Annotated in this window: 23 protein-coding genes; 6 read left to right on the top strand and 17 right to left on the bottom strand. The window is 64.4% G+C overall.

The annotated features are described in order from the left end of the window. Positions 1-14: 14 nt before the first annotated feature. The 8 genes from dapA to JMY24_RS03955 form a co-directional block, all read right to left on the bottom strand. The gene (gene dapA, locus JMY24_RS03990; RefSeq protein WP_020065533.1) at positions 15-941 is read right to left on the bottom strand and encodes a 4-hydroxy-tetrahydrodipicolinate synthase; all 927 of its coding nucleotides are present in this window, start codon (positions 939-941) and stop codon (positions 15-17) included. 43 nt (positions 942-984) lie between these two features. Next, positions 985-1,581 carry a class I SAM-dependent methyltransferase gene (locus tag JMY24_RS03985; protein WP_201701416.1) on the bottom strand — a complete coding sequence of 199 codons (597 nt, stop codon included), beginning with the start codon at positions 1,579-1,581 and terminating at the stop codon, positions 985-987. Positions 1,582-1,598: 17 nt separating this feature from the next. After that, positions 1,599-2,801 carry a tryptophan--tRNA ligase gene (locus JMY24_RS03980; RefSeq protein ID WP_128595395.1) on the bottom strand — a complete coding sequence of 401 codons (1,203 nt, stop codon included), beginning with the start codon at positions 2,799-2,801 and terminating at the stop codon, positions 1,599-1,601. A 6-nt stretch (positions 2,802-2,807) separates the two neighbouring features. Further along, positions 2,808-3,470, bottom strand: a complete 663-nt coding sequence (locus tag JMY24_RS03975; RefSeq protein ID WP_128585994.1) for a site-2 protease family protein — start codon at positions 3,468-3,470, stop codon at positions 2,808-2,810. 47 nt (positions 3,471-3,517) lie between these two features. Further along, complete coding sequence (locus JMY24_RS03970) at positions 3,518-4,153, bottom strand: L-threonylcarbamoyladenylate synthase (RefSeq protein ID WP_128585993.1); 636 nt, start codon at positions 4,151-4,153, stop codon at positions 3,518-3,520. Between the two features lie 178 nt (positions 4,154-4,331). Beyond that, positions 4,332-5,162 (bottom strand): 3',5'-nucleoside bisphosphate phosphatase, encoded by an 831-nt coding sequence (locus JMY24_RS03965; RefSeq protein ID WP_128595397.1) that lies wholly within the window; start codon positions 5,160-5,162, stop codon positions 4,332-4,334. A 130-nt stretch (positions 5,163-5,292) separates the two neighbouring features. Beyond that, on the bottom strand, positions 5,293-6,177 hold the full coding sequence (locus tag JMY24_RS03960; protein WP_128595396.1) for an alpha/beta fold hydrolase: 885 nt from the start codon (positions 6,175-6,177) through the stop codon (positions 5,293-5,295). 103 nt (positions 6,178-6,280) lie between these two features. Continuing rightward, positions 6,281-7,180: a ferritin-like domain-containing protein gene (locus JMY24_RS03955; RefSeq protein WP_236597334.1), complete on the bottom strand. Its 900-nt coding sequence runs from the start codon at positions 7,178-7,180 to the stop codon at positions 6,281-6,283. A 213-nt stretch (positions 7,181-7,393) separates the two neighbouring features. Here JMY24_RS03955 and JMY24_RS03950 point away from each other — a divergent pair, with 213 nt between their 5' ends. The 3 genes from JMY24_RS03950 (at position 7,394) to JMY24_RS03940 (ending at position 9,535) form a co-directional block, all read left to right on the top strand. Then, a complete protein-coding gene (locus tag JMY24_RS03950) occupies positions 7,394-7,918 on the top strand; it encodes a gamma carbonic anhydrase family protein (RefSeq protein ID WP_027775412.1) in 525 nt (174 codons plus the stop codon). Between the two features lie 74 nt (positions 7,919-7,992). After that, positions 7,993-8,940 carry an Hsp33 family molecular chaperone HslO gene (hslO, locus tag JMY24_RS03945; RefSeq protein ID WP_128585991.1) on the top strand — a complete coding sequence of 316 codons (948 nt, stop codon included), beginning with the start codon at positions 7,993-7,995 and terminating at the stop codon, positions 8,938-8,940. 211 nt (positions 8,941-9,151) lie between these two features. Further along, the gene (locus JMY24_RS03940) at positions 9,152-9,535 is read left to right on the top strand and encodes a hypothetical protein (protein WP_128595399.1); all 384 of its coding nucleotides are present in this window, start codon (positions 9,152-9,154) and stop codon (positions 9,533-9,535) included. 152 nt (positions 9,536-9,687) lie between these two features. Here the strand turns inward: JMY24_RS03940 and ftsB are convergent, their stop codons facing one another. From ftsB to JMY24_RS03895, 9 genes are all read right to left on the bottom strand, one after another. Next, complete coding sequence (ftsB, locus tag JMY24_RS03935) at positions 9,688-10,119, bottom strand: cell division protein FtsB (RefSeq protein WP_128595400.1); 432 nt, start codon at positions 10,117-10,119, stop codon at positions 9,688-9,690. 117 nt (positions 10,120-10,236) lie between these two features. Further along, positions 10,237-11,520: a phosphopyruvate hydratase gene (eno, locus tag JMY24_RS03930; protein WP_020065521.1), complete on the bottom strand. Its 1,284-nt coding sequence runs from the start codon at positions 11,518-11,520 to the stop codon at positions 10,237-10,239. Between the two features lie 197 nt (positions 11,521-11,717). Further along, a complete protein-coding gene (gene kdsA, locus JMY24_RS03925; RefSeq protein ID WP_020065520.1) occupies positions 11,718-12,572 on the bottom strand; it encodes a 3-deoxy-8-phosphooctulonate synthase in 855 nt (284 codons plus the stop codon). Further along, on the bottom strand, positions 12,569-14,242 hold the full coding sequence (locus JMY24_RS03920; protein ID WP_128595401.1) for a CTP synthase: 1,674 nt from the start codon (positions 14,240-14,242) through the stop codon (positions 12,569-12,571). The genes kdsA and JMY24_RS03920 overlap by 4 nt, the downstream gene beginning before the upstream one ends. 121 nt (positions 14,243-14,363) lie before the next feature. Beyond that, positions 14,364-15,167 (bottom strand): alpha/beta fold hydrolase, encoded by an 804-nt coding sequence (locus JMY24_RS03915; protein WP_201701415.1) that lies wholly within the window; start codon positions 15,165-15,167, stop codon positions 14,364-14,366. Between the two features lie 280 nt (positions 15,168-15,447). Next, positions 15,448-18,207, bottom strand: a complete 2,760-nt coding sequence (locus tag JMY24_RS03910) for a DNA internalization-related competence protein ComEC/Rec2 (RefSeq protein ID WP_201701414.1) — start codon at positions 18,205-18,207, stop codon at positions 15,448-15,450. A 123-nt stretch (positions 18,208-18,330) separates the two neighbouring features. Continuing rightward, entirely contained in the window at positions 18,331-19,119 is a 789-nt protein-coding gene (locus tag JMY24_RS03905; RefSeq protein WP_128595403.1) for a TatD family hydrolase, read from the bottom strand. Between the two features lie 136 nt (positions 19,120-19,255). Then, a complete protein-coding gene (gene lolD / locus JMY24_RS03900) occupies positions 19,256-19,999 on the bottom strand; it encodes a lipoprotein-releasing ABC transporter ATP-binding protein LolD (protein WP_193414918.1) in 744 nt (247 codons plus the stop codon). Beyond that, positions 19,992-21,245: a lipoprotein-releasing ABC transporter permease subunit gene (locus JMY24_RS03895; RefSeq protein ID WP_128592115.1), complete on the bottom strand. Its 1,254-nt coding sequence runs from the start codon at positions 21,243-21,245 to the stop codon at positions 19,992-19,994. Before JMY24_RS03895 ends, lolD begins: the two co-directional genes overlap by 8 nt. A 422-nt stretch (positions 21,246-21,667) precedes the next feature. On the opposite strand from JMY24_RS03895, the gene JMY24_RS03890 reads away from it, so the two are divergent. The 3 genes from JMY24_RS03890 to prfB all read left to right on the top strand — a co-directional run bounded on the left by JMY24_RS03890 (position 21,668) and on the right by prfB (position 25,939). After that, the gene (locus tag JMY24_RS03890; RefSeq protein WP_201701413.1) at positions 21,668-22,915 is read left to right on the top strand and encodes a regulator; all 1,248 of its coding nucleotides are present in this window, start codon (positions 21,668-21,670) and stop codon (positions 22,913-22,915) included. 49 nt (positions 22,916-22,964) lie between these two features. Continuing rightward, on the top strand, positions 22,965-24,671 hold the full coding sequence (gene recJ / locus JMY24_RS03885; RefSeq protein WP_201701412.1) for a single-stranded-DNA-specific exonuclease RecJ: 1,707 nt from the start codon (positions 22,965-22,967) through the stop codon (positions 24,669-24,671). Between the two features lie 163 nt (positions 24,672-24,834). Next, positions 24,835-25,939, top strand: a protein-coding gene (prfB, locus tag JMY24_RS03880) for a peptide chain release factor 2 (protein WP_128595404.1) whose coding sequence is annotated in 2 segments (ribosomal slippage) — positions 24,835-24,915 and positions 24,917-25,939 — 1,104 coding nt in all. Because the reading frame shifts where the segments join, the coding sequence is not laid out codon by codon here. The last annotated feature ends 73 nt before the right edge of the window (positions 25,940-26,012 follow it).

The raw sequence follows: 26,012 nt of genomic DNA, 5'->3' as shown, positions 1-26,012 counted from the left end.
CGCGGACGGGCCGCCTAGCCTAGCAGGCCCGCTTCGCGCAGCGCGCCGCGCACCACTTCATGGTATTGCGCGTCGAGCGGCGTAAGCGGCAGGCGGATTCCGCCCTGCACACGACCCAATTGCTGCAGTGCCCATTTCGCCGGAATCGGATTCGATTCGATGAACAGGTTCTTGTGCAGCGACAGGAGCTTCAGATGAATCTCGCGGGCTGTCTTTGCGTCCGCAGCCAGCGCGGCCTTGCACAGTTCGCTCATGGCGCGCGGCGCGACGTTCGCGGTAACCGAGATATTGCCGTGACCGCCGAGCAGCATCAACGCGATTGCCGTGGGGTCGTCGCCGCTGTAGATGCCGAAGTGAGCCGGCGCCGACTTGATAAGATGCGCGGCCCGATCGATATTGCCCGTCGCTTCTTTCACGCCGATGATGCCCGGCACCTGCGCACAACGCAGAATCGTCTCGTTGCTCATGTCCGCGACCGTGCGGCCCGGCACGTTATACAGGATCACCGGAAGGTCTACCGTTTCGGCGATTTTCGCGAAATGGCGATAGATGCCTTCCTGCGTCGGCTTGTTGTAGTACGGCACGACCTGCAGCGTGGCGTCCGCCCCCACTTCTTTCGCCTGGCGCGTGAGTTCAATGGCCTCTGCAGTCGAGTTGCCGCCCGAGCCCGCGATCACCGGAATCCGGCCCGCCGTGTGCTCGACCGCGGTCTTGACCATCAGCACGTGTTCTTCGACCGACAACGTAGCCGACTCGCCACTCGTGCCAACGACGACGAGCGCATTGGTGCCCTCCGCGACGTGCCAGTCGATCAGCTTGCGAAATGCCGGCAGATCGAGGCTGCCGTCTTCGAGCATCGGGGTGATGATGGCAGGAATGCTGCCGCGAATCTGAACGCCGTCGTTGCCGCGCGGGTTGCCGGATTGATTGCCGTTAGTCATGAAACGCCATGAATTTGATCAGGTAAACCGCGATTGTAGCGGATTAGACAGGCAACTCGTAACAAGGCGGGGGCGCCGCCTGTGCGGAATTGTCTGAGCGGTCCGGCTCCAGAATTGCGCAGATGCGCTGGACGTAAGCCGGGCGTGGCTGCGCGAGAAAACCGTCCTGAAACGCCACCACTCGCAACCGGGCGCGCACCACCTCGAGCAGCTCGCCGGGCGCGAGCAGGAACGCGGGATTAGATGGCTTGCCCACCCTTTCGTTTCCTTGCGCGAACGTCTCGTAAACCAGTACGCCGCCGGGCGCGAGCGAGCGCATCAACTGGGGAAAAAGCGGCCGGTGCAGATAGTTCGTGACGACCACCGCGGCGAACCGCGCGTGCGACGCCAAAGGCCAAGGAGCGTTTTCGATGTCGGCCGCGACCGGCGTGACGAGCGGCTCGTCGGCCAGCGCATTCAGCGCGGCCGCGTCGCGGTCGATCGCCGTCACCTGATGGCCCAGCGACGCAAAAAAGCGCGCGTGCCGCCCCGCGCCAGAAGCCACGTCGAGCACCGCGCCGCCCGCCGCGACCAGATGCGCCCACTGACGCACCCAGCGCGACGGCTCGCCCAATCCATGCATGACAGCGGTCGTGCTCATCGCGTCAACGCGGTCGTTCAGTTGTACGACAGGCCCATGGCCTCGCGCACGTCGCGCATCGTTTCCGTGGCGAAGCGGCGGGCCTTGTCACAGCCGTCGGCGACGATCGCGCGCAGCAGCGACGGATCGTCCATGTACTTCTGCGCGCGCTCGAGCATCGGCTGCTGTTCGCGCAGGATGCCTTCGATCACCGGCTGCTTGCATTCGAGACAACCGATGCCCGCCGAACGGCAACCCTTCTGAACCCACTCGTGCGTGGTTTCGTCGGTATAGACCTGATGCAGTTGCCACACCGGGCACTTGTCCGGATCGCCCGGATCGGTGCGGCGCACGCGTGCCGGATCGGTCGGCATGGTCCGCACTTTTTTCGTGATGGTCTCGGCGTCTTCGCGCAGACCGATCGTGTTGCCGTACGACTTCGACATTTTCTGACCGTCGAGGCCAGGCATGCGCGACGCTTCGGTCAGCAGCGCTTGCGGCTCGACCAGAATGATCTTGCGCGAACCTTCGAGGTAGCCGAACAAACGCTCACGGTCGTTCATCGACAGGCTCTGCGATTCCTGCAACATGGCGCGCGCCTGTTCGAGCGCTTCGTCGTCACCGTCCTGCTGGTAGGCGTTGCGCAGTTCGTGATAGAGCTTCGCGCGTTTGCCGCCGAGCTTCTTCGCGGCTTCGTTGGCCTTCTCTTCGAAGCCCGGTTCGCGGCCGTACAGGTAATTGAAACGGCGCGCGATTTCGCGCGTCATTTCCACGTGCGGCACCTGGTCTTCACCGACCGGCACGAGCGAGCCGCGATACAGCAGAATGTCCGCCGCCATCAGCACCGGATAGCCGAGAAAGCCGTACGTGGACAGATCCTTGTCCTTCAGCTTTTCCTGCTGCTCCTTGTAGGTCGGCACGCGTTCGAGCCAGCCGAGCGGCGTGCTCATGCCGAGCAGCAGCGCGAGCTCGGCATGCTCCGGCACCTTGCTCTGAATGAACAGCGTGGCCTGCGCCGGATCGATACCTGAAGCGAGCCAGTCGATCAGCACGTCCCACACGTTCTTTTCGATCACCTCGGGCGTTTCGTAGTGGGTCGTCAATGCGTGCCAGTCGACCACACAGAAGAAGCACGGGTATTCGGACTGCAGCCGCACCCAGTTTTTCAGCACGCCGTGATAGTGGCCGAGGTGCAGCGACCCGGTGGGCCGCATGCCGGAGAAGATACGGTCTGGGAACATGGTTATTTAGAAAAGCGAAACAAGTGGAGTCAGGATTGCGGTGATCGCGCTATAACCGAGTGTAACGAGCGGGCCGAGCCAGTAACGCGTCAGCGTGCCCGTCATGACCAGCGCCATGACGATGAAAAAGCCATACGGTTCGAGTCGCGACAACGTGATGGCCTGCCGCGGCGGCAGTAGCGCCATCAGCACGCGGCCGCCGTCGAGCGGCGGCAGCGGAAACAGATTGAGCACGCCGAGCACGAGATTCACGCCAACGCCCGCGCCCGCCATGCGCGTGAAAAACGGTTCGTCGACAGCCGTCACCGCCAGCGCCACGCCGAAGAGGCCCCAGATGAGCGCCTGCACGAAGTTGCACGCGGGGCCGGCGGCGGCGACCCAGAGGCTCCCCCAGCGCGGATTGCGCAGGTTGCCGAAAGCGACGGGTACCGGCTTCGCATAGCCGAACATGAACGCGCCGCTCGTCGCGAAGTAAAGCAGCAACGGAATCGCAATCGTGCCGAGCGGATCGATGTGCCGCATCGGATTGATGGAAACGCGGCCGAGCACGTAGGCCGTGTTGTCGCCGAGCCAGCGCGCGACGTAGCCATGCGCGGCCTCGTGCAGCGTGATCGCGAAAATCACCGGCAACGCGTAGACCGCGATGGTTTGTATCAGGGAAGAATCCATAACTCGCTATTGTAACAATGCGATTGCGTGCGTCTGTCCGCTTTCGCTCATGCCGTCTCTTCGAGACCGAATGGCGCGAGAGAACCGCGCCCTGCCCGCACCAGCACCGGCTCGTCGCCGGTCAGATCGATCACCGTGGACGGTTCGCACACGCAGGCGCCGCCGTCGATCACGAGATCCAGTTGCTTCTCCAGCCGCCCGCGGATTTCCTCGGGATCGTTCAGCGGCGCGGATTCCCCCGGCATTATCAGCGTCGAGCCGAGCAGCGGCTGGCCGAGTTCGCCGAGAATCGCGAGCGTGATCGCATGATCCGGCACGCGCAGGCCGATCGTCTTGCGCGACGGATGCGACAGGCGCCGCGGCACTTCCTTGGTCGCCTGCAGCACGAAGACGTAGGGCCCCGGCGTCACGGATTTGATGAGCCGGTACTGGCGGTTGTCCACCATCGCGAAGTTCGACAGTTCCGACAGATCGCGCACGAGGAGCGACAGCAGCTGCTTTTCATCCAGCCCGCGAATCCGGCGCAGGCGTTCGACCGCGTTCTTGTCGTCGAGATGACAGGCGAGCGCGTAGCTGGAATCGGTCGGCAACGCGACCACGCCGCCGTCGTTGATGATCTGCACCGCCTGTTTGACGAGGCGCGGCTGCGGGTTATCTGGATGAAGCCGAAAGTATTGGGACATGGCGGCTAACGATGGCTGAGGATCGACGGCAAATTATGGCGAATGAGCGGGACGCGCGCGACGCCCGGAGTGACCGCCCGGATCTGCAGCGAACGACGCAGATCCTTACGCGGGGAGCGAGCGAGCGCGCAAACGGCCGGCTCCCGCACGCGACGTGCCGCACTGGCACGGCGCGCGTTCACAGCCAGCGTTCCCAGACGGGCTTGAGATCGGAAGGAAGCGGCGGCAACGTGCCGAGTTCGACGCGGCCCTCGCCGGGCGCGTGGAAGTCCGAGCCACGCGAAGCCTCGAAGCCGAAGCGGCGGGCCACGTCGGCGTATTCGCGGTATTGATCGGGCGTGTGGCTGCCTGTCACGACTTCGATCGCCTTGCCACCGAGGTCGATGAATTCGGCGAAAAACGCGTCGAATTCGACCGGCGAGTACGCGTAACGGCCCGGATGCGCGACGATCGCCTCGCCGCCCGCGGCCTTGATCCAGCCGACCGCGTCCGCCAGCTTCGCCCAGCGGTGCGATACATAGCCGGGCTTGCCGTCGCCGAGATAGCGGTTGAACACGTCTTGCGTGGAACTGGCGTAGCCGCTCTCGACCATGAAGCGCGCGAAATGGGTGCGCGAGATCATGTCCGGGTTCGACACGTATTTGAGCGCGCCCTGGTAGGCGTCGGGGATGCCGAGCGTGGCCAGTTGCTCGCCGATCGCTTCCGCTCGCGCGGCCCGCCCGTTGCGGGTGCGCGCAAGGCCGTCGATCAGCACGGAACTCGTGGGATCGATGCCGAGCCCGACGATGTGCACCGTACGCGCCGCCCAGGTTACCGAAATTTCCACGCCGCTGACATAGCTCATGCCGAGTTCCGCGGCTGCTTCACGCGCTTCGCGCTGGCCGGCCAGTTCGTCGTGATCGGTCAGCGCCCACAAGGTCACGCCCCCCGCATGCGCACGGCGCGCGACATCGGCCGGCGCAAACTGGCCGTCGGAAACGGTGGAGTGACAGTGGAGGTCGGCGTTCATCATCGTCTGGAGAAGGTTCTGCAATCATTTTACTGCAACGCAGTAAGTGACCGCAGGGCAATCTCTCGCCGTCGTTTCTCCGTTAGCCTGCTGCGCCGGCTGCGCGGGCACCCTCGCGTTTGCAATCGCGCTACGCGCAGAATCCCTCGATCAGCGCCGCCACCTGCTCCGGCTGGTCGTGGTGCACCATGTGCCCCGCCTCGTCGATGATCTTTTCGCGCCAATCCGGAAAAGCCTGGAAGCGCGCCTTGAATTCGTCGAGCGGAATCTCGCCCGCAATCGCGGCGAGCGTCGGCGAATGGGCGGCTTCGACGTGCAGCACCTTCGCGCTCACCTTGCGCCAGACGGCCATGACCTCGTCCAGCCGGTACAGCGTCGGGCCACGCAGCTTGTGCGCCGGGTCGGCAAGCAGCATGAAACGCCCGTCGCCGTCCGGCTTCGACCAATGCTCTGCAAGAAACTGCGCGCGCGCTGCGGCCAGACGCGGATTCGTCTTGACGAGGCGGCCGGCCACTTCGTCGAGCGACGCATAGCGCTTCAGCTTCGGCGGATCGCGCAACTCGTCGAGCCAGTTTTGCAGACGTTTCGGCGACTGCGCCGCATGGGAAGGTGCAAGTCCAAAGCCCTCGAGGTCGACCACGCGGCGCACCCGCCCGGGCCGCACGCCAGCGTACAGGCAGACGATGTTCGCACCGAGGCTATGCCCGACCAGATTGACCTGGCCGGTCGGCGCATAGTGATCGAGCAACGCGTCGAGATCGGCAAGGTAATCGTGGAACCAGTAGTGGCCGCCGCCGCTTTGCGCCACCGGCCAGTCCGAAAGGCCGAAGCCGCGCATGTCCGGCGCAATGACCTGCCAGTCGCCGCCCAGTGCATCGACGACGAACTGGAATGACGCCGCCACGTCCATCCAGCCGTGGAGCATGAACAGCGCCGGCGCATCGGGGTTGCCCCAACGCCGCACATGCAGACGGACGCCTCGCACGGCGACGAACTCGGAGCGGGAAGTGTTCATGATCGGTTACGAAAAAAGAATGGTCGTTCTATTATAACGAGATAACCGTACGAAGGGCTGACGCAAGCCGTGACAAACCTCAGCCACGGGTTGCCGGGTCTGTCTATGCGCTGCCTACGTCAATGCCCGCCAGCGCGGCCAGTTCGGCGAGTTCCGTGTCGTCGAAACCAGCGTCGCGGCGCGCTTCGAAATTGAACGGACCACGCAATTTCGGCGCGTGATACTGGTCGGCAAGGCGCGTGTACGTGACGTGCGGATCCAGACCGCCCTCGTCGCACAGATACCGAAACCACCGGTTGCCGATCAGCACATGACCGATTTCGTCGCGCAGGATCACGTCCAGAATCGACGCCGACGCATGATCTCCCGCCTGCTGCAAACGCGCACGGATAGGCGGAGAGGCGTCGAGGCCACGTGCTTCGAGCGTGCGTGGCACCAGCGCCATGCGCGCGAGCACGTCGCCACGGGTGCGTTCGCACATGTCCCATAGACCGTCGTGCGCGGGAAAATCGCCATATGCATGGCCGTAATCGGCGAGCCGCGCTGTAAGCAGCGAAAAGTGATACGCCTCTTCGGCTGCGACCTTGAGCCAGTCTGTGTAGAAGGCGGCGGGCATGCCGGCGAAGCGCCAGACGGCGTCGAGCGCCAGGTTGATCGCGTTGAATTCGATGTGCGCGAGCGCGTGCAGCAACACCGCGCGCCCTTGCGGCGATTGCATGCTGCGCCGCCCGAGCTTGCGCGGCTCGACGAGGTCAGGCCGTGCGGGGCGGCCCGGGAGTTCCGGAGGTTCGTCGAGTTCGAGTTCCGCAGGGCATGGCGCGCTGCCGTCGAGTACGGCGGCATATAACGCGCGCGCCGCGGCCGCCTTGGTGACCGGATGGGCTTCGCGCAGAGCGGCGAGCGCGGCGGTGCGCGCGCACAGCGGCCGACCGCTGGTGCCGGGCGCGGGTTGATCTGCCGAACCGGACGGCGCGCAGGAATCTGGTAGAACGGCGAACATCATCAGATATGAATCGGTAAATGCAATGGGAATGATGAGGAAGACGTGATCGGGCTGGCGCGGAACCGTCTTGCGAGGCCTAAGCGTGACAACCACACAACCGTTTACAATACTCGATTCGACAATCGCGAGCGCCGGACGCAGCGACGAAGAGCCGCCTGCCACGCACGGGCGCGGCCCGTCCCGCGCCCGGCGACCGATCCACGAGGAGACAACGTGACCATTTACAAGCTTGGCGACGCCGCACCGACCATCCACGAAAGCGTATTCGTCGCGGACTCCGCGACCATCATCGGCAATGTGACGCTCGCGGAAAATTCGAGCGTCTGGTTCGGCGCGACGCTACGCGGCGACAACGAGCCGATCACGTTGGGCGCGGGCAGCAACGTTCAGGAGAACGCGGTCCTGCATACCGACCCCGGCTTTCCGCTGACGATCGAGCCGAACGTCACGATCGGTCATCAGGTGATGTTGCACGGCTGCACGATCAAGGAAGGCTCGCTGATCGGAATTCAGGCGGTGGTCTTGAATGGAGCGGTAATCGGCCGCAACTGTCTGGTCGGAGCGGGCGCCATCGTGACCGAAGGCAAGGTGTTTCCCGATAATTCGCTGATTCTCGGCGCGCCCGCTAAGGTGGTGCGCGAATTGACCGAGACGGATATCGCCAACATGCAGCGCGGCGCGGCAAGCTATGCCGAGCGCCGCGAGTATTTCAAGGCGCAGCTCGTGCGCATCGGCTGACCGGCCGGGCGCGCAGCGCGCACGGCGCGGACACGGCATATCGCCGTGGCGCGCCATTCGACTGAGGAAAAGTTGTGAGCGACCAGTTGCAAAAATTCATGTTCAGCGCGGCGCCGGTGCGCGGCGAAATCGTTTCTCTGCGCAATACCTGGCAGGAAGTGCTGACGCGGCGCGAGTATCCGGCGCCGGTGCGGACGATTCTCGGCGAGATGATGGCCGCATGCGCGCTGTTGTCGGCGAATCTGAAGTTCGACGGGACGCTGATCATGCAGATTTTCGGCGACGGCCCGGCCAAGATGCTGGTGGTTCAGTGCAGCTCCGATCTGTCGATGCGCGCCACGGCCAAGCTTTCCGGCGACGAAGGCACGATCGGCGAGAGCGCCTCGCTGGTCGAGTTGCTCAATGCAAGCGGCCACGGCCGCTGCGTAATCACGCTCGATCCGCGCGACAAGAAGCCGGGTCAGCAGCCGTATCAGAGCATCGTGCCGCTGTCGGGCGTGGACGGTCCGCTCAACTCCATGGCGGAAGTGCTCGAGCACTACATGCATCACTCGGAGCAGCTCGACACGCGCCTGTGGCTCGCGGCGAATTCCGACCGCGCGGTCGGCATGCTGCTGCAAAAGCTGCCGGGCGACGGCGGCATCGTCCCGCATCCGGGCGAGCTGGATGCGGACACGTGGGAGCGCGTTTGCACGCTGGGCGGCACGCTGTCACAAGACGAACTGCTGAAGGAAGAACCGGAAACGGTGTTCCGGCGGCTCTTCTGGCAGGAAAACGTTCAGCATTTCGAGCCGGCCGCCGCGCGTTTCGAGTGCACCTGCTCGCGTGAAAAAGTGGGCTCGATGCTGAAGATGCTCGGTCGGGAAGAGGTGGACGGCGTGATCGAGGAGCGCGGCCACGTCGAGATTCATTGTGAGTTCTGCAACCAGCGGTATGAGTTCGACCCGGTCGATGTGGCGCAACTTTTTCTCGCTAACGCACTCTCACAAGGTGTGACGCCGGCCGCTGGGCAACGGCACTGAAACAGGTGGCCAAGCGGGCGCTTTCCGCGCTCGCGGCGGCGTCCTCGGTTGAACTGATGACGCCTGCCATCACTTCCATTGTCATTAATCGCGCGCCCCGCTCCGGGCTTTTGCACACATAGGCGGCGCGGTATCTTTGACGTTGTGAGGCTGCGCCACTCGATGCCGCTGCACATGTTTTACTTAGGTATCCGACTGATCGAGACCGAACATGAGCATTTCTATCTCGCTGCTACGTCCCGCGCGCACCCTCGCCACGTTGACGGCGCTGGCCGGCGTCACTGCGTTGGCCGGTTGCATGATGGACCCGCCGGGGCCCTCGCCCATTTACAGCCGGCTGCCCGCCGACCAGTCGGGCATGGCCAGCGCCGCGCAACCGCTCACGCCCGCTGAGCGCGAGCGTTACGACGCAATCGACCAGCAGGTCATGGCCGAGCAAAACCAGGCAATCGCCGCCGAAAACGCCGCGCAGGCGTGGTCGCGCTATTACAGTCCGCCCGTGCCGGTGAGTGTGTACGGCAGCTATTACGGCGGTGGATGGGGACATGGCTGGGGCACCGGTGTCGGCATCGGCTACGGGCCTTGGGGCTGGTGACGAACTGAGCGCGCCTGGTAGCGCTGGAACGCTGGCGATCACAGCGTTCCGGCCGCGGTTTCGCCTGTTGAATGCTCGCTGATGTAAAAAGGGCGCGGGTCAATTGACACCGCGCCCTTTTTTTCGCCTTCGCATTGAGTCGCCGTCAGCGCTCAGTGCGCGGGCTTCTTGTCTTTCGCTGCCTTGCCGCCGTGCTTGCGCTCGGGCTTCGCACGCGACTCCGGATTCGGCACGACATGCAGCGGTGCCGACGACACTTCGCCGCGGGTCGAGGTGGAAGCCGAAGGCGCGTTTGCCGTCGGCAAAGGTGCGTTCGGGGACACGAATTGCACGAACACTTCGCTGTCCTTGACCATGCCCATTTCGTAGCGGGCGCGCTCTTCGACGGCAGCGGTGCCGTTCTGCAAATCCTGCACCTCGCCCTGAATCCGCTCGTTACGCAGTTTCGCGTCGGCGTTCTTTTGCATCTGCTGCGCGAGCTGCTGCTGCAGTTCGTGCACGCGCAACCAGCCGCCATGGCCCCACCAAAGCGGATACTGGATCAACGCCAGCAGAACAATCAGTACAGCAGTGACGAGCCGCATGAAGTAAGCACAATAAATACGCGCCGCCCTGCGCTATACGCAGGGCGGCGAGGTCAATCAGACACGAAGAAAAACCGGCTCATCGGTCAGCGCTAGAAACAGTCCAATCACGACGAATTAGCGCAGATTGTAGAACGCCGACTTGCCCGGATAGCTGGCGATATCACCGAGGTCTTCCTCGATGCGCAGCAACTGGTTGTATTTCGAGATGCGGTCCGAGCGCGACAGTGAACCCGTCTTGATCTGTCCGGCGTTCAGGCCGACAGCGATGTCCGCAATCGTCGAATCTTCCGTTTCGCCCGAACGATGCGAAATCACAGCCGTGTAGCCGGCCCGCTTGGCCATCTCGATCGCGGCGAAGGTTTCCGTCAGCGTGCCGATCTGGTTGATCTTGATGAGGATCGAGTTCGCGATGCCTTTCTCGATGCCTTCTTTCAGGATGCGCGTGTTGGTCACGAACAGGTCGTCGCCAACCAGCTGGATTTTCTTGCCGAGCTTGTCGGTCAGAAGCTTCCAGCCTTCCCAGTCGCTTTCATGCATGCCGTCTTCGATCGACACGATCGGGAACTTGTCGGCGAGCGTGGCGAGGTAGTCGGTGAATTCCGCCGACGACAGTTGCAGGCCTTCGCCCGCCAATTGGTACTTGCCGTCGTGGTAGAACTCGCTCGCCGCGCAGTCGAGCGCGAGCAGCACGTCTTCACCGGCGCGGTAGCCGGCTTTTTCGATCGCTTGCAGGATGGTCGACAGGCATTCGTCGTTGCTGCCGAAGTTCGGCGCGAAGCCGCCTTCGTCACCCACCGCCGTGCTCATGCCGCGGTCCGACAGGATCTTCTTCAGCGCGTGGAACACTTCAGCGCCGCAGCGCAGTGCTTCGCGGAAGGTCGGCTGGCTGACCGGCACGATCATGAATTCCTGGATGTCCAGGCTATTGTTCGCGTGCGCGCCGCCGTTGACGATGTTCATCATCGGCACCGGCAGTTGCATCGCGCCGGAGCCGCCGAAGTAACGGTACAGCGGCAGGCCGGCTTCTTCAGCGGCGGCCTTCGCGACGGCCATGGACACGGCCAGCATCGCGTTTGCGCCGAGGCGCGACTTGTTGTCCGTGCCGTCGAGTTCGAGAAGGGTCTTGTCGAGGAAAGCCTGCTCGGAAGCGTCGAGGCCCATGATCGCTTCGGAGATTTCGGTGTTGATGTGTTCGACTGCCTTCAGCACGCCCTTGCCGCCGTAGCGGCCGGTTTCGCCGTCGCGCAGCTCGATCGCTTCGCGCGAACCGGTGGACGCGCCCGACGGCACCGCGGCGCGGCCCATGGTGCCCGACTCGAGCAGCACGTCGCATTCGACGGTGGGGTTGCCTCGCGAATCGAGAATCTCTCGACCGATGATATCTACGATAGCACTCATGGTTTCCTCAAGAAATGACGATGAATTCTTTACTGTGACACTGTATCTCGCACGCGCTCGTTCCGATCCATGCAAAGCACGATCTACCGACAGACAGCCTACGCGCCGATACGTTCGACGACCATTGTGCGCATTCGCCGCGTGCCCGCCTGAATGGGCGGCTCAAGACGCGAGCCGACATGCGGCGAATACCTGAATCAGTTGAAATCGCTTTCGAGGAACGGCGCGCGCTTGACGGCCTGATCGAGCGTGACGAGCGTCTCGAGCAGATCGGCCATGCGGTTGAGCGGCACGGCGTTCGGACCGTCCGATTTGGCCTGCGCCGGATTCGGGTGCGTTTCCATGAAGAGACCCGCGACGCCGACCGCCACCGCGGCACGCGCGAGCACCGGCACGAATTCGCGCTGCCCGCCCGAGCTCGTACCCTGCCCGCCCGGCAACTGCACAGAATGCGTGGCGTCGAACACAACCGGCGCATTCGTTTCACGCATGATCGCGAGCGAACGCATGTCGGACACGAGGTTGTTATAGCCGAACGACACGCCGCGCTCGCACGCCATGAAGCGGTCTTCCGACAGACCGGCCTCGCGTGCCGCGTCGCGCGCCTTGTCGATGACGTTTTTCATGTCGTGCGGCGCGAGAAACTGGCCTTTCTTGATATTGACCGGTTTGCCCGAACGCGCGCACGCGTGGATAAAGTCTGTTTGACGGCACAGGAAAGCCGGCGTTTGCAGCACATCGACCACTGAGGCGACCTGTTCGATCTCGTGCTCCGCGTGAACGTCGGTCAGCACCGGCAGGCCGAGCTGACGCTTCACTTCCGACAGGATGCGCAACCCTTCGTCCATGCCCAGACCGCGAAACGATTTGCCACTACTGCGATTGGCTTTGTCGTACGACGATTTGTAGATGAAGGGAATGTTCAGCTTCGCGCAGATTTCCTTCAGCCGGCCCGCCGTGTCGATCGTCATTTGCTCCGATTCGACGACACAGGTGCCCGCGATCAGGAAAAACGGCTTGTCGAGCCCGATTTCGAAATCGCCCAGTTTCATGCTTTCTCCCCGACTTCGTTCGTGACGCGCGACTGCTGACGCGCGAGCGCTGCCTCGACGAACGACTTGAACAGCGGATGGCCGTCGCGCGGCGTGGACGTGAATTCCGGGTGGAACTGCACGCCGACGAACCACGGGTGCATGCTGCGCGGCAGCTCCATCATTTCCGGCAGATCTTCACTCGGAGTACGGGCGCTGATGATAAGACCGCCGGCTTCGAGCTGGGGCACGAAGCGGTTATTGACTTCATAACGGTGACGATGACGCTCGTTCACATCTTTGCCGTAGATCTCTTCGGCCATGGTGCCGGGCTTGATCGGGCAACGCTGCGAACCGAGGCGCATGGTGCCGCCGAGATCGGATTCTTCGGTACGCTTTTCGACACGGCCTTCGCGGTCGTACCACTCGGTGATCAGCGCGACCACACGGTTCTCGGTTTCCTGATCGAACTCGGTGCTGTTCGCGTTCTTCAGCCCGACCACGTCGCGCGCGAATTCGATTACGGCCAGTTGCATGCCGAGGCAGATGCCAAGATACGGCACCTTCGCTTCGCGTGCATAACGGATCGCCGCGATCTTGCCTTCGGTGCCGCGACGGCCGAAGCCGCCAGGCACGAGCACGGCGTCGAGATGCTTGAGACTTTCGACACCCTGCGTTTCGATCTCTTCGGAATCGATGTACTCGATGTTCACGCGCGTCGACGTATGCATGGACGCGTGGCGCAGTGCTTCGATCAGCGACTTGTACGACTCGGTCAGGTCGACATACTTGCCGACCATGCCGATCGTGACTTCGTGTGTCGGGTTTTGCAGCTTCTCGACGAGGTCCGCCCACATGGACAGATCGGCGGGCTTCGGCGTGAGCTTCAGCTCTTCGCAGATGATCGCGTCGAGACCCTGATCGTGAAGCATCTGCGGAATCTTGTAGATGCTGTCCGCGTCCCACACCGAGATCACGGCGTCTTCCGGCACGTTCGAGAACATCGAAATTTTCGCGCGTTCGTCGTCCGGAATGCGGCGGTCGGCGCGGCACAGCAGCACGTGCGGCGAAATACCGATTTCGCGCAGCTTCTGCACGCTGTGCTGCGTGGGCTTGGTTTTCAGTTCGCCGGCAGTGGCGACCCAGGGCACCAGCGTGAGATGCACGAAGCACGCGCTGTTGCGGCCCATGCGCAAGCTCATTTGACGCGCGGCTTCGAGGAACGGCAGCGATTCGATGTCGCCCACCGTGCCGCCCACTTCGACGATAGCCACGTCCGGCTCGCCGCAGGTGGCCGACGCCGCGCCACGCTCGATGAACGCCTGGATTTCATTCGTGATGTGCGGAATGACCTGCACCGTCTTGCCGAGATAATCGCCGCGGCGTTCCTTGCGGATCACCGATTCGTAGATCTGGCCCGTGGTGAAGTTATTGGCCTTGCGCATCTTCGTGCTGATGAAGCGCTCGTAATGGCCGAGGTCGAGGTCTGTCTCCGCTCCGTCTTCGGTCACGAACACTTCGCCGTGTTGGAACGGACTCATCGTGCCGGGGTCGACGTTGATGTATGGATCGAGCTTGAGAAGGGTGACTTTAAGACCGCGCGATTCGAGGATCGCGGCGAGGGAAGCGGCGGCAATACCCTTGCCGAGGGAAGATACTACGCCGCCGGTGACGAAAACATATTTGGTCATCGCTGGATGCTCGCGGGAAAAACGGATTATACCGTAAAGCAGGGTCTCAACCCAGCAAAATGCGAGCGGCCCCGGCACGCATGCGCCCCACGCAAACCACCAGTGACCGGCGCGCGCAGCGTCAGCCGCGCTGCTCCAGTTCGCGCAACATCCGCTGCACGGCACGCGCGGTTTCGATCGGCTTTTCCATTGGAAAGAGGTGGCTGCCCTCGATCCATTCCACGTGGCCGCCGGTAGCACGGCGCGTGGCGCGCAAGCCGACCTGACGGATTTCCCTGGACCGCGTGCCGGCGATGAATCCGACCGGCACCGGCGCGCCGCGCGCGAGCCGCGCGCCGAGCGTATGCGGCAAGGTCCGGTAGATCTGATATTCGATGCGGCGATCGAACGCGAGGCTGCGCGAGCCGTCGTGCGAAACCTGCGGAATGCCGAACTCGATGTAGTCGGACAGCATGCGCTCGTCCCAGCGTGCGAACGCGGGCTTCGAATGGAAATGGCGCCATGCCTCGTCGCGACTGCCCCAGTGAGTGCGGCGTGTGCGCGTGGCGGCTGCGGGCGAAAGCCGCTCGTCGAGCCCGGTCCATTGCGACACGCGCAAAATGCTGCTGCGCCAGCCTGCCACCACCGGAGAGTCGAGCATCACGACGCCCCTCACCCACTGCGGTTTCTTCAGCGCGGCCATCAGCGACAGATAGCCCCCGAGCGAATGTCCCACGAGCCACACCGGCTGCTCGTAGCTGCGCTCGATGTCGTCGAGCAACTGCTCGACGAGATGCGGCCAGTCCTGCGTCACCGGGTAGCGCGGATCGTGCCCGATTCGTTCGATGTGGCGCACTTCATAGTCGTCGGAGAGTTCCGCAAAAATCGTCCGGTAAGTCGACGCGGGAAAACCGTTCGCGTGCGAGAAGTGAATGATGTTTTTCAACTGCGGCTATCTCCGTTCTGTTTATTCGCGGCGGGTGAAGCCTGGCGGTGTCTCGCGGTGCTGAGTGTTGCGGTGTGGTGCTGCTTGGTGCTGCTTGGTGCTGCTTGGTGCTGCTTGGTGTTGTCCCGGTGCTCCGTCGTGACGTTTGCAATGCGGTTCCCGTTGAGAGGCTCCGCTTTCCCACCTGCTCCATGGCTGCTTTGCTGTGGTGTTTTGTTCGTTGCTTTCCGTACTTCTTTTGTGACCCATCCATTCTGCGCAGCCGCAGCCGGCGATCCGTTCATCGATCCATCCAGTAACGCCGATGAGTGTCGCGATAACGCTCGACCGTCACCGCCGCATCGCTCGCATGCGCGCCTCGTCGCCCGGCGAAATCCGGGTCGATGAGAACGCGCACTGCGCCATCCGCATCGCTGCGTCCAAGTTCAATATGCCGCGCCGAGTAACGCGCCAGCACGCCCGCACTGGGATGATGAAACCGGTTGCGATAGCCTACCTGAAATAGCGCGACGAGCGGGTCGATAGAATCGAGGAACGGCTCAGTCGACGACGTCTTGCTCCCATGGTGTGGGACCACCAGCACCTGAGCACGCAGCATCTCGCGATCGCGCGACAACAGCACGCGTTCAGTTGGCGCCTCGATGTCGGCGGTCAGCAGCGCTGCAAGGCTTGTGGCTTGCGCCTGCTCGTCCGGCGCGCTGGCCGACGGATCCGCCGTGTTTTGCGATCTCCCCTCCAGCGCACGCTCCACTGCGCTGATCGCTCCACCATCCGCTACGCCACCCGCCATACCCTCCAATCCCACGCCCTCCCCACTCCCCTCACCTGACTTCGCAACTACTCCCGGCAACGTGCTCACGCGCAGCACGCAGCAATGCGCGTTCGGTTTGCCTTGTAGCGGCCCGGCGTCAGGCCAGAGCATCGAGAATTCGACACCGTCCCACTGCCAGCGCTGTCCCGCAGCACAGGGCAGCGTCTGCGCGCCCCGTTGCCGCGCATTCGCCCATAGCGCATTGGCCGGCGCGAGAGCGGCGACCATCTGACGGACTTCGATTGCATCCAGCACGGCCGGCGCGCCGCCCGAGTGATCGGAATCTGCGTGGCTGACAATCAGCGTATCCAGGACGTTGACGCCGTGCGCCTGAAGATACGGCACGACGACTCGCTCGCCCGCGTATGTGGACTCCGGGCCCGGCCCCGTATCGAACAGCAGCACATGATGCGCCGTCTCGACCAGCACCGACGTGCCTTGCCCAACGTCCAGCGCGGTCAGCCGGAAGCTGCCGTGGGGCGGCCCGGACGGCGCTGGCGCGAGCAACGGCAACCACGCGAGCGGCGCCGCCCAGCGCAGCGGCCAGCCGCGCGGCGCGAGACACCAAAGCACGCCGGTCGCGGCGGCGGCGAGCGCCCATCCGTCCGGCTGCGGCAACCACCACAGCGCCCACCTCGGCCCGGACAGCCACTGCAATCTGCCAACCATGACATCGAGCAGCGCGTGCGCCGTACGAAACGCGTAGGCATCAAGCGGCGCGGGCAACACGACGCCTGCCAGCACCGACGGCGTGACGAGCAGGCTTACCCACGGAATCGCAAACGAGTTCGCGAGCGGCCCGACCAATGGTATCTGCGCGAACCAGTAGATGGTCAACGGCGCGAGCGCGACGGTGACAGCAAACTGAACATGCGCGGCGCCGTGCAGCCGTTCACCGAAAGCGCGAATGCGGTTCACGGCAGCGGCACGCAGGCGTGACAATTGGCCGGGCGCGCCGCCCTGTTCGTCCGTCTCGTGCGTGCGCTGTTCGTGGTTCTGCACCCGAGGCCGCCCCGACGTGGCGAAAAGAATCGCCGCCACCGCGCAGAACGACAACCAGAATCCCGCCGAAACAACCGCCCACGGATCGATCAGCAACACGAGCCCGAGCGCCGACGCGAGCACGGCCGAGCGCGGTACATTGCGCCCGCTCAGGTAGGCGAGCGCAACGACGCCGGCCATCCACAGCGCGCGCTGCGCGGGTACGTTGAAGCCGGCCAACGCAGCATGCAACGCGGCGAAGATCGCGCCGCCAGTTACCGCGACGAATTGCGCGGGAACGTGCAGCGGCCAGTTGCGGCCGATCAAACCCGAGCGTCGCCACCACGCTCCGCAAAGCCAGGCCGCGAGCCCCGCGGCAAAGCCGATATGCAATCCCGAGATCGCCACCAGATGACTCGTGCCCGTGGCGCGCATCAATTGCCAGTCGGCGGCGCTCACTTCGTCCTGTGCGCCGATCGCCAGCGCGACGACGATGCCGCGATGCGGCGCGTCCGCGAGCACCGCGTCGATCCGCGCACGCAGCGCCGCGCGCCAGCGGTCCACCGTCACGCCGACGCCGCGCGCTTCCGGACGCAACCGCACCGCCTGCGCCGCCGCGCTCACATATCCGGTGGCCCGCACGTTCCGCGCAAGCAACGCGGCTTCCGCGTCACGCACGCCAAAGTTCGCATTGCCATGCGGCCGTTTCAGACGCACGCGCAGACGCCACCGTTCGCCGGGCTCGAGCGGCGGCGGCGGTGCTTCGTCGGCGATCCATGTCAACTGGACGACGTGCGGAAACCTCACCGGCTCGCGTGGTGCCGACTCAACGGCGAGCGCGTCGGCCGACTCCACATCGAAAAGAAAGCGAACGCCCTTATCGTCGCGCGTGGGCAAACCTTTGATGTAGCCGGTCACCTCGATGTCGCGGCCTTCCCACGCAACCGGCAGGCTCGCCGCAAGCCGTGCTTCGGCACGCCACGCCGCATAGCCGAAGCCGACGCAGCATGCCGCGCATGAGAGCGCACCCCAGCCGGCGAATGAGCGCAACCGTCGAAACGGCCAGCTGGAAGACGCCCTGTGCTCGTGATCTGCAATGTGAGCACGCCCACGCAAGGCCCACACTGCGACAGCCGACGCGGCGCAGCCCAACGACACCACCGCGCACCAGCCGCCCCAACCGGGCAACGCCGCCTGCCGCTGGAGCCAGACGACGCCCAACGCAAATCCACACCACCATGCACGCATCCGCCCTCCGCCCCGCACCGGCTGTACGCGGACGAGACGAAGCAACGCACGGCGCAACGCGCAAGCATGCCGCCGGACGTGGGTCTCGCCCGGCGCGAACCACTCGAAAATCAACGAAACCGATTATGCAGAGGAAAGCGCGAGACGCGGCAGCGCGGCGAGCGCGTTAGCCGTTGTGCCTAGGGCGGCTTCGTCCACCGCCATGCCGCGCAATTGCGCGAGGCCCGCGCCGATGGCTGGAATCTGCTCGGGCGAGTTGCGCTGCTTGTAAATCCACGAAGGCGCAATGTCCGGCGCGTCGGTCTCGACCACGAGCGCGTCGAACGGCAACTGCTCTGCAAGCCGGCGAATCTGCCGCGCGCGCTCGAACGTCAGATTGCCGCCGAAGCCGAGATGCATGCCCTGGTCGATATACGCCTGCGCCTGCTGGAAGCTGCCATTGAATGCATGCGCGATGCCGCGGTGAATCTGATGCCGGCGCAAGCCTTTGATGACCTGATCCTGCGATTTACGCACATGGCAGATCACCGGCAGATCGAATTCGCGCGCGATCTGAAGTTGACCGTTGTAGAAGAATTGCTGGCGGGCGTCGTCGAGGCCGTCGACGAAATAATCCAGACCGATCTCGCCGATGCCGACGAAACGCGGGTCGTCGAGGCTCGCCTCGATTTCCGCGCGCAGCAGTTCAAGGTCGTGTTCCTGCGCGGATGGCGTGAAGAGCGGATGAATGCCGAGAGCATATGCGCCGCCGTCGAAGCGGTGCGCCAGCTCGCGCACGGCCGCGAAGTTCTGCCGGCCGATGGCGGGAATGACGATACGCCCCACACCCGCGCTCTTCGCCGCGGCCGCGACGTGCTCGCGGTCGGCGTCGAATTCGGAAGCGTCGAGATGGCAGTGCGTATCGATCCACATGAGTTGCCTCGCTGACAAAGCGGATTGAGCGGATTGAGCGGCTCAAACGGCTCAAGCGGCCGGCATCGACATTTGCAGCGCGGCTAACCACGCGGCCACGCCGAGCCATTTCAAGGTCTATGCCGCTTCGCCGCCGTCACACCGGAACCGGCGGCTCCTCATGCAAAATCCCTTCGCGCAGCCGCATGATGCGGTCGCACCGCCCGGCCAGTTCGGGGTCGTGAGTGACGATCACGAAACTCGTTTCGAGCGTTCGGGACAGTTCGAGCATCAGATTGAAGACCGTGTCCGCAGTGCCGCCGTCAAGATTGCCGGTGGGTTCGTCGGCGAGCACGCATGCCGGCTTCGTGACCAGCGCCCGCGCAATCGCCACACGCTGACGCTCGCCGCCCGATAGCTCGCCCGGCCGATGTTTCGCGCGATGCGCCATGCCGACGCGCTCCAGCACCGCGAGCGCTTCGCGGCGCGACGCTTCGGTCGTCATGCGGCGGATCCGCAACGGCATTGCGACGTTATCGAGTGCGGAAAACTCCGGCAGCAGATGATGGAATTGGTACACGAAACCGAGCGCGCGATTGCGCAAGTCGTTGCGTTCGCGTTCGGAGAGCTTCGTGAACGGCTTGCCCATCACCGAGACGTGGCCGGCGCTTGGATCGTCCAAGCCGCCGAGCACATGCAGCAGCGTGCTCTTGCCGGAACCGGACGCGCCGACAATCGCGAGTTTCTCGCCGCGCCGCACGCTCAGTTCGGCGTTGTTGAGCACCTGCACATTCAGACCGCCCTGCACGAACGACTTCGAAATGCCGGTCGCTTCCAGCACGTAGGGATGCGGCGTCAGTTCCTGAGCGGCCATGGGTAGAGTTGCTGAACGGTCATTCATAGCGCAGCGCCTCCGCCGGACGAACTTTGGCACCGCGCCAGCTTGGGTAAAGCGTCGCCACCGCCGACATCAGGAACGCGATGATGCCGATTCGCGCGACGTCGGCGGGAATCAGTTCGGACGGCAGCTCGCTGATGAAATACACCGACGGCGGCAAGAACTGCACGCCGATCATATGCTCGATCATCGGCACGAGCCATGGAATGCTCCACGCGATCAGGCAGCCCAGCGCAACGCCGGTTGCCGTGCCGATAAAGCCGATCGTCACGCCCTGCACGACGAAAATCTTCATGATCGAACCGGGCTGCGCGCCGAGCGTGCGCAGAATCGCGATGTCGGCCTGCTTGTTGGTCACCGTCATCACGAGGGACGACACGAGATTGAACGCCGCGACCGCGATGATCAGCGTGAGAATGATGAACATCATGCGTTTTTCGATCTGCACCGCCGAGAACCAGGTCTTGTTCTGCTGCGTCCAGTCGCGGATATACAGGTCGCCAGACAGACTGCGCGCAAGCTGATGCGCGACTTCCGGCGCGCGCTGCATGTCGGTCAGACGCAGCCGCACGCCGGTCGGCGCGGGCAGCCGGAACAGCGCCTGAGCGTCCTTGATATTGATCAGCGCTAGCGTGCTGTCGTACTCGTAATGCCCCGACTCGAAGATGCCCACCACCGTGAACTGCTTCAGGCGCGGCAGCATGCCGGCCGGCGTAATGGTGCCTTCGGGCGCGACCAGCGTGATCTTGTCGTTGACGGCCACGCCGAGATTGGTCGCGAGGTCCGCGCCCAGCACGATGCCGAAGTCGCCGGGCACGAGATCGGTGAGCTTGCCGCCTTTCATCTCCTTGCCGATGTCGGACACCTGCGGCTCGAGCGTAGGCTCCACGCCGCGCAACGCGACGCCGCTGACTGCGTCCTGGCGCGTGAGCAGCGCCTGCGCTTCCACATAAGGCGCGGCGCCGATCACTTCCTTGTTCTGACGCGCTTCCTGGGCCGTGAGTTGCCAGTTAGGCATCGACCCGGTCGGCGAAAAGATTTCGACGTGCGCGAGCACCGACAGCATGCGGTCGCGCACTTCTTTCTGGAAGCCGTTCATTACCGACAGCACCACGATCAGCGCGGCCACGCCGAGCGCGATGCCCGACATCGAAACCAGCGCGATGAAGGAGATAAAGCCGTTGCCGGTCGTGCGTTTGCCGGCGCGGGTGTAGCGCCAGCCGATCTGCCATTCGTAGGGAAATTTCAAGCGAGTCCTTTTCTGCGTTCTTCGGCTACCCGAGCCCCGTGCGGTGTCTTGCATCTGGCGATGTGTCCGGCGATGCGTCGGCCATATGCCTGCCGTTGCGCCTGCCTTCGCGTCGCGAATGCGGCCCGAGTGTCCTGATCATTGGTGTCGCGGCAATCCGGATGGTTCCGGTCCGACGTTGCGGCGCAAACCCGCCCCGCATTGCCGATGCCGCCACCGTCAACCAAGCGCGAAGTTTGCCATACAATGCCGCGCCGCCGCATAAACGGACTGCCGACGGGACGGCTAGCGGGACCGCTGGGGAGACTGCTGGGGGACCGCTGCGCGGACTGCCCGGCGGAACTGCCGCGAAGGCGGCGACCCATTGCCGACCCGCGCCAACCGGCCGTGCCTATCGAAACCGCAGCGCGCTTTGCCCTACAATGCGCAGCATCATGCACGCCGACCGCCTCCATCTTCTGCTTCCTTTCGCGCTGCCCGCCGCGGCCGAGGCCTCCACCGCCCTACACGACATCCGCAGCCCCGCCCTCGACCGACTGGTCGCGCGTGCGACGCTCGTTGAGCGCGTAATCGGCGAGGATTTCCAGCGCACGCTGCCGCACGAACGGTGGATCGCGCGTCAGTTCGGCGCGCTATCGGCCACCGCGGCCACCTCGGCCACCTCGACAGGCGTGGCGGGCGCGCCAGGCGCGCCGAGCGGCAGTGGCGCAAGCGGCGCGGCAGCAGCCGACGAAGCCCCGCTCGCGCCCTACATGCTGCGCGCCGACGGCGGAGAGCCCGGCGACGCCACGTGGGCCTGCGTGCAGCCGGTGCACGTGCGCATCGCGCATGACCATCTGGTGCTGATCGACCCGGCGTCGCTCGATCTGTCCGATGACGAAGCGAGCGCGCTGCTCGCGGTGGCCCGGCCTCTGATCGAAGAACTCGGCGTGCGCATCGAGGCGCCGAAGCCCGCGCGCTGGTACCTGTCGGGCGACGGCTTCGGCACGCTGGCCGGTGCATCGCCGTTGCGCGCGAGCGGCCGCAACATCGAAATCTGGTTGCCGCACGAAGCGCATTCCGGCGAGCGTTCGCGTGCATGGATGAAGCTGCAGAACGAAGTGCAGATGGCCTGGTTCGAGCACCCCGTGAACGAAGCGCGCGAGGCGCGCGGCCTGCCCGCCGTCAACTCCATCTGGTTTCACGCGCAAGGCGCGGCGCGGCCTGTGCGCAGCCCGTTCTCGCGCGTTTTTTCAGACGCCGCCGCGACGCGCGGCCTTGCACTTACAGCCGGCGTGCCAGTCGGCGCGCCGCCCGCTTCGTTCGCGGCGCTGTCGTCGCTGGCAGAGCGCCGCGGTGCCAACGTAGGCGGCGAAACCACAACCCGTTCGAGCGATGCCGCGAACGATGAGCGGCACACCGCGGCGCACGCGCGAAACACCACACTCGTGGAACTCGACCCGTTCTCCGCGCCGTACATCGAACAGGACTGGGCGCGCTGGAACGCGGCCTTCGCGGCGCTGCAAGGCGACTGGTTCGAACCGGCGCTCGAAGCGCTGCAATCCGGTGCACTTGCCGAGCTCGGCCTGACCTTGTGCGGCGACACCGGCTCCGTCACGCTCAGCATCACGCGCGGCGATTTGCGCAAATTCTGGCGACGGCGCCTGCTCGCCTCGCTTTTCATCGAATGATCGATTGCATGACCGACCATACCGACGACCATACAGACGGCCTTTCAGAATGACCCGAATCGTTACGCGCGCCTGTTCTCCTGTCGACGCCGAAATTCTCGTGCGCCACGGCCTGCATCCGGTACTCGCGCGCCTGTATGCGGCGCGCGGCGTGTGCCTGCCCGATGAAATCGAAACCGGACTCGCGCGCCTCGTGCCGCCCGCCGCGCTGAAAGGCTGCGAAGACGCTGCCGCGCTGCTCGCCGACGCGATCCAGCAAAAGCATCGCATGCTGGTCGTGGCCGACTACGATTGCGACGGCGCCACCGCGTGCGCGGTCGCGGTGCGCGGGCTGCGCATGTTCGGCGGTCAGATCGACTATCTGGTCCCGAACCGCTTCGAATACGGCTACGGCCTCACGCCCGAGATCGTCGCGCTGGCCGCGCGCAACGCATCGGGAAAGCCCGACCTGCTGCTTACGGTCGACAATGGCATCGCGAGCGTGGACGGCGTCGAGGCAGCCAACGCTCTTGGGATCGACGTGCTCGTCACCGATCACCATCTGCCCGGTGACCAGTTGCCCGCTGCCCGCGCGATCGTCAATCCGAACCAGCCGGGCTGCGAGTTTCCGAGCAAGTGCATCGCGGGTGTCGGCGTGATGTTTTACGTGCTGCTCGCGTTGCGCGCCGAATTGCGCCGCCGCGGCGCGTTCAGCGACGATTTCCCGGAGCCGCGCCTTGACGGCCTGCTGGATCTCGTCGCGCTCGGCACCGTCGCGGACGTCGTGAAACTCGACGGCAACAACCGCGTGCTGGTCGCGCAAGGTTTGCAACGCATCCGCAAAGGCAAGATGCAGCCTGGCATCGCCGCCCTCTTTCGCGCCGCCGCGCGCGACGCCCGCAACGCGTCCGGCTTCGACCTCGGCTTCGCGCTCGGCCCGCGGCTGAATGCGGCGGGACGCCTGTCGGATATGTCGCTCGGTATCGAATGCCTGACGACCGACGACGTCGGCCGCGCGTGGGAACTCGCCCAACAGCTCGACACGATGAACCGCGAGCGCCGCGAAATCGAAGCGGGCATGCAGCAACAGGCGCTCGACGACCTCTCGTCGATCGACCCAGACGGCGCGGCCACCATCACGCTGTTCAATCCGGCCTGGCACCAGGGCGTAATCGGCATCGTGGCGGGACGGCTGAAAGAGAAATTTCACCGGCCTTCGTTCACGTTCGCACTCGCCGACGACAGCGGCCAGCTCGTCAAAGGCTCGGGGCGCTCGATCGCGGGCTTCCATCTGCGCGACGCGCTCGATCTGATTTCGAAGCGCGAGCCCGGCATGATCGTCAAATTCGGCGGCCACGCGATGGCGGCGGGCTTGACGCTCGCCGCCGCCGACGTGCCGCGCTTCACGGCCGCGTTCGAAGCGGTCGGCCGCGAGTGGCTCACCGACGACGCGCTCTCGCGCACCGTCGAAACCGACGGCGAACTGGAAGACGCGTACTTCACGCCGCAATTCGTCGAAATGCTCGACGCCGCCGTCTGGGGCCAAGGGTTTCCGGCGCCGGTGTTTTCGGGCGAATTCGACGTCGCGTCGCAGGCTCTCGTGAAGGACAAGCACCTGAAGCTGCAACTGATGCGCGGCCGCCAGCGCTTCAACGCGATCTGGTTCAATCACACCGACACGCTGCCCGCGCGCACCACGGTGGCTTACCGGCTTGCGAGCGACACGTGGAACGGCGTCTCGCGCGTGCAGCTGATCGTCGAGCACGCGGCGAGCTAGAGCGCCTTTAACGGCTTCGCCGACGCCGCTGCGCGAATCTGCCGCGGCGTCGAAAATCTCCGCAAAATCAATCCCAAACACACGCCGGATCGCCAATGCGCCTGCGGCGCGGCACGCCGATCGGCTATAATTTCACCTTTTTACGAAGCTATAAAAGATCGACATGGAAGCGGAACGTCTCAACGCGATCGAAGCCTCTCTGGCGGACCTGCGCACGCGCGCGGCCGACCTACGGGGGTATCTTTGACTACGACGACAAAGCACTGCGTCTAATCGAAGTCAACCGGGAACTCGAAGACCCGGACGTCTGGAACGACTCGAAACACGCCCAGGCGCTCGGCCGGGAGAAGAAACTGCTCGACGACACCGTCGGCAAACTCACGTCGCTCGACAACGACTTGCGCGACGCGCAAGACCTGTTCGACATGGCGCGTGAAGAAGGCGACGACGAAACGCTGATCGCCTGCGAAACGGACGCACAAGCGCTCGAACAGCGCGTCGCCGACATGGAATTTCGCCGCATGTTCGCGAATCCGGCCGACCCGAACAACGCGTTCCTGGATATCCAGGCCGGCGCGGGCGGCACCGAGGCGTGCGACTGGGCGTCCATGCTGCTGCGCCAGTACCTGCGCTACTGCGAACGCAAGGGCTTCAAGACCGAAGTGCTGGAGCAGACCGACGGCGACGTCGCGGGCATCAAGAACGCCACGATCAAGATCGAGGGCGAATACGCTTACGGCTTTCTGCGCACCGAAACCGGCGTGCACCGCCTCGTGCGCAAGTCGCCGTTCGACTCGTCGGGCGGGCGTCATACGTCGTTTTCGTCGGTGTTCGTGTATCCGGAAGTCGACGATTCGATCGAGGTGGACATCAACCCGGCCGATCTGCGTATCGACACGTACCGCGCGTCCGGTGCGGGCGGTCAGCACATCAACAAGACCGACTCCGCGGTGCGTATCACGCACTTGCCGTCGGGCATCGTCGTGCAGTGCCAGAACGACCGCTCGCAGCACCGCAACCGCGCCGAAGCAATGGCCATGCTGAAATCGCGCCTGTACGAAGCGGAAATCCGCAAGCGTCAGGCCGAGCAGGACAAGCTCGAAGCGGGCAAGACCGACGTGGGTTGGGGTCACCAGATCCGCTCGTACGTGCTGGACAACAGCCGTATCAAGGACCTGCGCACCAACGTCGAAATCAGCAATACGAAGAGCGTGCTCGACGGCGATCTCGATCCGTTTATCAGCGCGAGCCTGAAACAAGGCGTCTAAGTGCGACCGGCGCGGCACGGCTCACAACGCCGCGCCGCGCCGCATCTTTTTACCGCCTGAGGTCTGTCACCGA

Source organism: Paraburkholderia kirstenboschensis, assembly GCF_904848585.1.
In the GTDB taxonomy this organism is placed as follows: domain Bacteria; phylum Pseudomonadota; class Gammaproteobacteria; order Burkholderiales; family Burkholderiaceae; genus Paraburkholderia; species Paraburkholderia kirstenboschensis.
This window is presented reverse-complemented; position numbering and strand designations above follow the sequence as displayed.